The sequence below is a fragment of the Arthrobacter sp. JCM 19049 genome, from assembly GCF_001310435.1.
Map to the genome: position 1 here is coordinate 1 of NZ_BAXF01000089.1, position 7120 is coordinate 7120.

Here is a 7120-nt window from a genome sequence, read left to right on the forward strand (position 1 = left end):
CAGCGCCTGCTCGGCCCAGCGGTCCGCCTGGGCGGAGAGCACGGTGTGGTACCCGTGGTCCCCTCCCGGTAGGTGGCCTGGAAGGGGGTGTCCTCCGGCAGCACCATGGCCAGTTCCAGCGAATCGACCGCGCGGTCGCTGATCAGCGCGCAGGCCCAGCTCGATGGCCTCGGCCCCGCGCTCGTCTGCGGTGTAGCCGATCAGCAGTTTCATGCGTCGACCTTGTTGCCGGCCACGAAGGAGTCCACCCCGTCGTAGTTCTGGTCGTACTCGGTGCCCTCCAGGGCGGCCACGATGCGCGCGGCGGTGCGACGACCCATGCGCACGGCCCCGTCCACGTGCTGGTAGCCCTCTCCGGCCAGGTCGGAGGAGGAGAAGTAGATTGGGCCGACGTTATCGTTCTGTGCCGGGCCGAAGCGGTACAGCCCGCCCAGGTCATAGCTGGTGGCGTAGGCCCCGCGGGTCCATTCCTCGCTGCCGAAGTCGGAGAGGTAGAAGACCTTGGGCTCCAGGGCCTTGGGGCCCAGGTACTCGGCCATTGCCTTGAGGATGTGCTGCTTGCGTTCGGCCTCGTTGAGGGCGAAGACCTCATCGGCCTTCACGTCGGAGACGAAGCCGACCAGGGTGCCGGTGCTCTCCCCGTGGTAGGTGTTGTCGTAGATTTCCTGGACCAGGCTGGTCGGGCCGAAGCAGGTGCCCGACAGTCCCTCTTCACGCCAGAACGGGGTGTCGTAGACGGCGTGCACCTTGATGACCAGGCCCATGGACTGGTGCTGGTGGGTGATGTGCTGCTTGCGCGGCAGCGGCGGCTCGTAGCTGATGCGCGAGTACAGGTTCGGCGGGATGGCCAGGATCACCTTGCGGGCCTTGACGCTCAGGTCCTTGCCGTGGGCGGTGACCCCGTCCTCGGACCATTCCAGGCGCAGCACCGGGTTGTCCAGGAACAGCACGCCCTCCTCCAGGCGGGCGGCCAGGGCCTTGGAGACTCCCTGCATGGTACCCACGATGCGGCGGTCCAGGATGAAGTCCTCATCGACCAGGTTGTCGAAGGAGCCGGCCGAGGCGGCCATCAGCACGGCCTGCAGCGCGGAGAAGGTGTGGGCCGGCTTGGTGAGCATGCCTCCGGCGATGAACAGCCCCACGTTCTGGCAGGCGACCTCGTCATCGCTGTGCTGGGCCAGGAAGTGGTGGAAGGAGATCTTGTCCAGCTCCTGGGCCTGCGGGTGGTTCCACGGGTGGTCCGGATCCATCTGGGCGGAAAGGTCGTTGAGCAGCCCGATCAGCTTGTTCATCTCGGCCACGGTGGATTCGGCGACCGGGAAGTCCTCGCCCTCATAGCGGATGGACTCGCCCTCGGCGGTGCGGTAGACGCTCTTGCCCTGCTTGTGACGCTCGAAGGTTTCCAGGCCCAGCTCACCGATCAGCGAGTACAGGGCGGTCTGGTCCGGGCTGATCCACTGCCCGCCGATCTCGATGGTCGCCCCGTCCATGGTCTCGGTCCAGGTGCGCCCGCCCACGCGGTCGCGGGCCTCGAGCACGGCCACGGACTTGCCGGCCTTCTGCAGTTCGTAGGCCGCGGTCAGCCCGGAAGGTCCCGCTCCAACGATGACAACGTCGCGTTCCAGCTGTTTCATGATCGATCTCTCCTGAAGACTATAAAATGAACATGATTCATTTACGCATTAAAGCATAGAATGTTTTCAGGCAAATGTGAAGCAGACCACGTCAGGGGAGACATTTCATGGGCACGACGGCACCGCGGCGCGCCGGCCGACCACGCACGGCCATCCTGGACCGGGCACGGATCACCCAGCACGCCATGGGCGTGGTCCTTGAGTCAGGCTACGAGTCTCTGACCATGCAGCGCCTGGCCCGATCCCTGGGGGTCTCCCCCTCGGCGCTGTACAACCACGTCTCCTCCAAGAACGACCTGTTGCAATGGATCCAGGAAACGGTGATGGATGAGGTGGACCGGGACTGCTTTGACACGATGGAGCTGGGCGCGGCCCTGGAAACCTGGGCGGTGAGCTACCGGTCGGTGTTTGCCCGGCATGTTCCGCTCATCCCGGTGATCGCGGTGCTGCCGGTGGCTGACTCCCCGAACACCCTGACCATGTATGAACGGGTGGCGCGGGCGTTGCATGAGCACGGGGTGCCCCAGGAGCAGATCGTGCCGATCATCGTGGCGCTGGAGTCCTTCATTTTCGGCTCGGCCATCGACACCTCGGCGCCTGCGGACATCTTCGACCCCGGAGAGCATCAGGCCAGCGCGCAGTTCTTCAGTCGCTCGCTGGATGCCCAGCAGGCCACGGGACGGCGCAACTCGGATGACGCCTTTATGATCGGCCTGCGCGCGATGATCACCGGTCTGCTGAAGGGAAGGTAGGCATGCAGGACCAGAAACCGCACTGGATTCAGCGCATCACCATCAAGCAGTGGAGCGCGGTGACATTGACCGTGATCGCGCTGGTCTTCATCCTGCAGAACCTCTACCGGGTCCGCGTGCAGCTGTTGTTCTTCCACACCAGCGCACCGCTGTGGGCGGTCATGCTTGGCACGCTGATGGTCGGCTACTTGATAGGGCGCTTCTCCACCCGGCGGTGACCCGGGCAAGGCGGATGGCTAGAACCTCCCGGACTCGACGCTATTCGTCGAGGATGGCCCACTCCCCCACGGCTTCGTTATTCGAATCGAACACGTCCTCCTGGCGCCGGCCTCCATGGGATACAGCTCCAGGTTCTTCGCCCAGTGCCGCAAGATCTCCTGCAGCTCCTCACGGGGCTTGAGCTGCATGGTTTCCGTGTCGAAATTTACCTCTAGGACGAAACGCATCAGGAACTTCCAATCTCTCGGATTGTGGTCATCCTATGCCTTCGTGCGCCGAAAAAGCGAGAAACGCACACGTGAGTCGCGCAATGGCCTTCAGGGGCAGCGGCGGGCATGAAAAAAGCGGGACCACTGGTCCCGCGATTTTTCTCCCCGCCCACGGCGATCGCCGTGGCCATTACATTGGGTAGTAGCTGTAGGCCGCCGACAAATTGTCCAGCAGCTCACTGCCTCCGACCTTGTAGGCCAGCAACAGCAGCCCGCCAAAGACTGCGCCGGTGAAGGCGCTGAAGCCCAGCGACAGCTTCGCCAGCGAGCGAACTTCCTTGCGGCTCACGGCGGCTTCGTCGTTCAGGTAGGTCTGCACGCTCTGCCCGAAGGTGGCTGCCGGAGTCAACGCCGGCACGCCCAGCACGTTGGCGGCGGTGTCAGTGGCCCCGTCCCGCAGGTACGCCACGGTCTGGCGGTTCTTGCGGTCCTGGCGCAGCTTTACGATGTTCGATCCGTGACGAGCCAAGAGGATGTCTTCACCGAGTGGGATCGTACTCATAATCGCTGCTCCTTAGAAAATTGTCGGGGTGTTATTTACAAGCTAACAGCCTTTTTTGACCCCTTAATACAAAACCCCGCTATTCGTTCACAACCTCACATACCAATGTGAGCGGAACCGCATGATTCCGGGGCAAAACCGGTGACCTGGGGCACCTCACGTACCGCCGCGAAAGGATCTGGAGGCGGCCAAAACAAATGTTGTTGAACTTTTAACCAAACGTTTTTACCACGTTTGTTTGGTTCAGCGGAGGCAATGCTGTGGCAGGCGTCGGCCGCGGGTCGCTGCGTGGAAGGTCTTGCCGCCGCGCGACTACCGGTCGCCAAGGGGTGCGCCGGATGCCGGGCAGCGCATGGCAAAGGGTCCACAGCCTTCGCTGCGGACCCTTTGCGGTCTCTTGCTGTATTTCTAGGCGCCGCTACGCTGTCTTGGGCTTGCCGCTGCGTGCCTCGTGGCGCGCATGCTTCACCTGCGCGCGCAGCTCGTCATTGCTCACTGCCGGATCCACGCGCAACCCCAACTGCTGGGCCTTGGCCAGCAGGTCCTCGCGGATCTCAGTGGCGTGCGTACGCCGGTAGCCCACGACCAGGACAGCACTGATGATTCCCAGCGCCACAATGGTCAATAATGCGGTCAGTACCAACACGTCAAATTGCTGCATCTGCCATCCTCCTTCCAGTCTCCCACTAGCTTCAACAACCGCAACCATCGATACATTCCCAAAACATGCCTAGTCACAACGGCAAGAGGGAAAATCCTGGAGCGGCAGAATTCAAAGAGGGGATTAACAATCCTAGCAAGAATATTCGAATAAAGCATACTTTGTGTTCAATTACGCTTTGGAGACGGAGCTAGCCAGTACTGCACGGGAGGCGCCCAGGCTTTTATCGGTAAACCACCGGCGAAGGAACGGTCAGGCTTCGACAGCTTGATGCCGGTTCACGGACGAGCTTCCTAACCCCTGGCGTCATGCCACCTTGTGAACGTCCTGGCCAGGCGGTAGCGTCCACAGTAGGTCCTGAAAGCCGGGACAACGAAGACCAACCACGTCGGAGGGCCGGCGGGCCCAGGGCCTGCCGCGAAGACAGAAACTGTCGCCGATCACGAAGGAGTCGGATCATGGCTGAAAAGCGTCGTGTCGTAATTGTCGGGGGTCACGGAAAGGTGGCCCTGCTCGCTGCCCCGCGGCTCGTCCGGGAGGGGTTCGAGGTCCATTCGCTGATCCGCAATCCGGAACACATCACCGATATCCGTGCGGTGGGTGCCACCCCGGTGGAAGTTGATATTGAAACCGCCAGTGCCGAAGAACTGGCCAAGACCTTTACCGGAGCCGATGCCGTCGTGTTCTCGGCCGGTGCCGGCGGCGGAGATCCCGAGCGCACCAACGCCGTGGACTATGAGGCGGCGGTGCGCACCATGCAAGCCGCCAAGCAGGCCGGAGTCAACCGCTATGTCATGGTCTCCTACGCGCGCGCCTGGTGGACGTCGACAACCTGGACCCGAAGGATTCGTTCTATCCTTATGCCAAGGCCAAGCACGACGCGGATGAGTACCTGCGCGGCACGAGCCTGGAGTACACCATCCTGGGGCCCGGCGCCCTGACCCTGGAGCCGGCCACAAAGAAGCTGCGCCTGGCCGACAGCCGCGGCCGCATTTCCGGGCACGAACCGGCGGGCACCGAGGGGCGCACCGCCCGGGAAAACGTTGCGGAAATGATCGCGTACGTGCTGGCCCACAATGCCGGAATCCGCCAGACCGTGAATTTCTTTGACGGAGACACCCCGATGAGCAAGATCGTCTCCTAACGCTCAACAAACTTCAGTGGCCAGTTCCCAAGGCCTGAGCAACGAAACGTCCAGGGAAGCACCGTGGTGCGGCCCTGGACGTTTTGCTGCGGGACTTCAGTATTCGGCGCTGCCGTGGCTGTGCTCAAAGACCAGTGAGGTCTGGGTGGTCGCCACGGCCGGGTTCGAGGACAGGTAGTCGAGCACGAACTGGCGCACGTCCGCGGAGTTGCGCACCGCCACGTGCAGCACGAAATCGTCAGCGCCGCCCAGGAAGAACAGCTGACGCACTCCGGGCTTGGCCTGCATGTCCTGGGCGAAGGTCGACATCAGGTGCCGGGCGCCGGGACGGATGCGAACGAAGATCAGCGCCTCCAGCTCTCGTCCGAGCACCTGCGGATCCACCTCGATGGTGAACCGGGAAATCACGCCGGTATCACGCAGCTGATTCAGCCGGGCCAGGCAGGTCGAGGGGGCGATGCCCAGCTCCTCGGCCAGGGAGTTGTTCGTGCGGCGGGAGTTCTCCGACAGCAGCCTGAGCAGTTTACGGTCCAGCTCATCGAGCTGCGCACGCTTGATCTCGGCCGAGACCGGATTATTCACCACTGTCGCACCTGCTTTCCCCTGGTTCGGCACTTGGCGCCGGCCTGCAGTGCCGATACCTGCACCTTTGACTGACGTTGTGATTCACCATCATAGGTCTCACTTGATTTCTTCCGGGCCTATTACCCGGCGGGCGCGCTTCCTGCGACGCAGGATCAGCACAGCACCAGCGCCACCAGCAGCACGATACCCACCAGCCACGGCCAGTCCAGCGCGATCCACGCATAGATGAACGCCAAGCCCACGGTGGTGTACACCAACGCCCAGATCAGACAGCCGACAATCACCGCCGGCAGGTAGCGCCGCAGCGGCATCCGGGTGATTCCGGCGGTCGCGTTCACCGCCGTCTGCACCCCCACGGTCAAGAAGCTCAGCGGCACGGCGAAGACGCCCCACCGGGCCAGCAGGGCCTGGGACTTGAGGTAGATCGGGCCGCGCAGCACCCGCTGGAAACGCGTCTGCTTCACCCCCGCGGCGATGCTGCGCCCGATCCAGTAGGTGGTGTTCGCGCGGATCATCGCCCCAAGGAAGAAGAACAGGTACGTCACCAGGTAGGGCGCGTCCTCGATCCACTGCATCATGGCAACGCGCCTACGGGACCATCTTGATGCGGCGCACCAGCAGCCCGCCGGCCACGCTGACCACCGCGGCGCAGATAAACAGGGTGGGGTACCCGCCCAGCCAGCTCACCGCGATCCAGGCGATCAGGGCGCGAAGACCTGCGGCAGGGAGTTGGCGATGTTGATGACGCCCAGGTCCTTGGCCCGGGAATCGGCGTGCGGCAGCACCTGGGTCAGCAGCGCGTAGTCCACCGCCAGGAAGGAGCCGAATCCCAGTCCGAGCAGCACCGCTCCGCCGATCGCCACCGGGAAGGAGGGGGCCACGGCCATGACCAGCGCCGCGGCGGCCACAATCAGGGAGGAGATCACCACGTAGCGCTTGCGCTTGCCGTCCCGGTCGGAGAGCTTGCCGGCCACCACCGAGGAGAGGATCACAAAACCGGCGTAGATGCTGCTGAGCACCAGCACCCCGGCGGCCGGTTCGGATGATTCAACCCATCCTGCAGGAAGTACAGCAGGTAGACCAGGATCAGCTGGCTGGAAAGGTATAGCAGGAAGCGGGTCAGCCAGGCCCAGCCGAAGTCCGGGTAGCGGACCGGGTTGATCCAGAAGCTGCGCAGGAAGCTGCCCCAGGCGAACTTCTCGCGGGCGCTGGCCGGCAGCACCACGTCCTGGCGCAGCAGCACGAAGGCACCGAGCACAGGGCAATCACCACCGCGACGATCGCGTAGCCGAACACCAGGTCGCTGGCGGCGACCATGCCGATGCCGGCGCCCACAAGGATACCCAGGGTCTGG

10 protein-coding genes and 2 pseudogenes are annotated in these 7120 nt (G+C 63.5%); 4 read left to right on the plus strand and 8 right to left on the minus strand.

What is annotated here, in order from left to right:
* Positions 1–213 (minus strand): annotated as a pseudogene (locus JCM19049_RS06315) (universal stress protein); the annotation flags it as partial.
* Entirely contained in the window at positions 210–1634 is a 1425-nt protein-coding gene (locus JCM19049_RS06320) for an NAD(P)/FAD-dependent oxidoreductase (protein ID WP_054821152.1), read from the minus strand. The gene JCM19049_RS06320 and the pseudogene JCM19049_RS06315, both read right to left, overlap by 4 nt.
* A gap of 107 nt (positions 1635–1741) precedes the next feature.
* Between JCM19049_RS06320 and JCM19049_RS06325 the strand changes: the two genes are divergently transcribed.
* Together JCM19049_RS06325 and JCM19049_RS06330 are read left to right on the plus strand one after the other, a co-directional pair.
* Positions 1742–2386 carry a TetR/AcrR family transcriptional regulator gene (locus JCM19049_RS06325; protein ID WP_054821153.1) on the plus strand — a complete coding sequence of 215 codons (645 nt, stop codon included), beginning with the start codon at positions 1742–1744 and terminating at the stop codon, positions 2384–2386.
* A 2-nt stretch (positions 2387–2388) separates the two neighbouring features.
* Positions 2389–2604, plus strand: a complete 216-nt coding sequence (locus JCM19049_RS06330; RefSeq protein ID WP_054821154.1) for a hypothetical protein — start codon at positions 2389–2391, stop codon at positions 2602–2604.
* A 400-nt stretch (positions 2605–3004) separates the two neighbouring features.
* On the opposite strand, the gene JCM19049_RS06340 is transcribed toward JCM19049_RS06330, so the two are convergent.
* Positions 3005–3376 carry a hypothetical protein gene (locus JCM19049_RS06340; RefSeq protein ID WP_054821156.1) on the minus strand — a complete coding sequence of 124 codons (372 nt, stop codon included), beginning with the start codon at positions 3374–3376 and terminating at the stop codon, positions 3005–3007.
* A 418-nt stretch (positions 3377–3794) separates the two neighbouring features.
* Entirely contained in the window at positions 3795–4037 is a 243-nt protein-coding gene (locus tag JCM19049_RS06345; protein WP_054821157.1) for a hypothetical protein, read from the minus strand.
* Between the two features lie 458 nt (positions 4038–4495).
* On the opposite strand from JCM19049_RS06345, the pseudogene JCM19049_RS22345 reads away from it, so the two are divergent.
* Both JCM19049_RS22345 and JCM19049_RS22350 read left to right on the plus strand, forming a co-directional pair.
* Positions 4496–4795 (plus strand): annotated as a pseudogene (locus JCM19049_RS22345) (NAD(P)H-binding protein); the annotation flags it as partial.
* Positions 4796–4854: 59 nt separating this feature from the next.
* Entirely contained in the window at positions 4855–5181 is a 327-nt protein-coding gene (locus JCM19049_RS22350; RefSeq protein ID WP_306420718.1) for an NAD(P)H-binding protein, read from the plus strand.
* A gap of 96 nt (positions 5182–5277) precedes the next feature.
* On the opposite strand, the gene JCM19049_RS06355 is transcribed toward JCM19049_RS22350, so the two are convergent.
* From JCM19049_RS06355 to JCM19049_RS06370, 4 genes are all read right to left on the minus strand, one after another.
* Positions 5278–5766, minus strand: coding sequence for an Lrp/AsnC family transcriptional regulator (locus tag JCM19049_RS06355; protein ID WP_374700247.1), 489 nt, complete (start codon positions 5764–5766; stop codon positions 5278–5280).
* A 152-nt stretch (positions 5767–5918) separates the two neighbouring features.
* A complete protein-coding gene (locus JCM19049_RS06360; RefSeq protein WP_054821158.1) occupies positions 5919–6344 on the minus strand; it encodes a VTT domain-containing protein in 426 nt (141 codons plus the stop codon).
* Between the two features lie 123 nt (positions 6345–6467).
* Entirely contained in the window at positions 6468–6785 is a 318-nt protein-coding gene (locus JCM19049_RS06365) for an MFS transporter (RefSeq protein WP_279402597.1), read from the minus strand.
* Positions 6755–7024 carry a hypothetical protein gene (locus JCM19049_RS06370; protein ID WP_054821160.1) on the minus strand — a complete coding sequence of 90 codons (270 nt, stop codon included), beginning with the start codon at positions 7022–7024 and terminating at the stop codon, positions 6755–6757. Before JCM19049_RS06370 ends, JCM19049_RS06365 begins: the two co-directional genes overlap by 31 nt.
* Positions 7025–7120 lie beyond the last annotated feature (96 nt).

Bases quoted from the DNA above. Each gene is read 5' to 3' on its own strand.
- JCM19049_RS06320 (WP_054821152.1), bottom strand. From the start codon at position 1,634: ATGAAACAGCTGGAACGCGACGTTGTCATCGTTGGAGCGGGACCTTCC.
- JCM19049_RS06325 (WP_054821153.1), top strand. From the start codon at position 1,742: ATGGGCACGACGGCACCGCGGCGCGCCGGCCGACCACGCACGGCCATC.
- JCM19049_RS06330 (WP_054821154.1), top strand. From the start codon at position 2,389: ATGCAGGACCAGAAACCGCACTGGATTCAGCGCATCACCATCAAGCAG.
- JCM19049_RS06340 (WP_054821156.1), bottom strand. From the start codon at position 3,376: ATGAGTACGATCCCACTCGGTGAAGACATCCTCTTGGCTCGTCACGGA.
- JCM19049_RS06345 (WP_054821157.1), bottom strand. From the start codon at position 4,037: ATGCAGCAATTTGACGTGTTGGTACTGACCGCATTATTGACCATTGTG.
- JCM19049_RS06360 (WP_054821158.1), bottom strand. From the start codon at position 6,344: ATGATGCAGTGGATCGAGGACGCGCCCTACCTGGTGACGTACCTGTTC.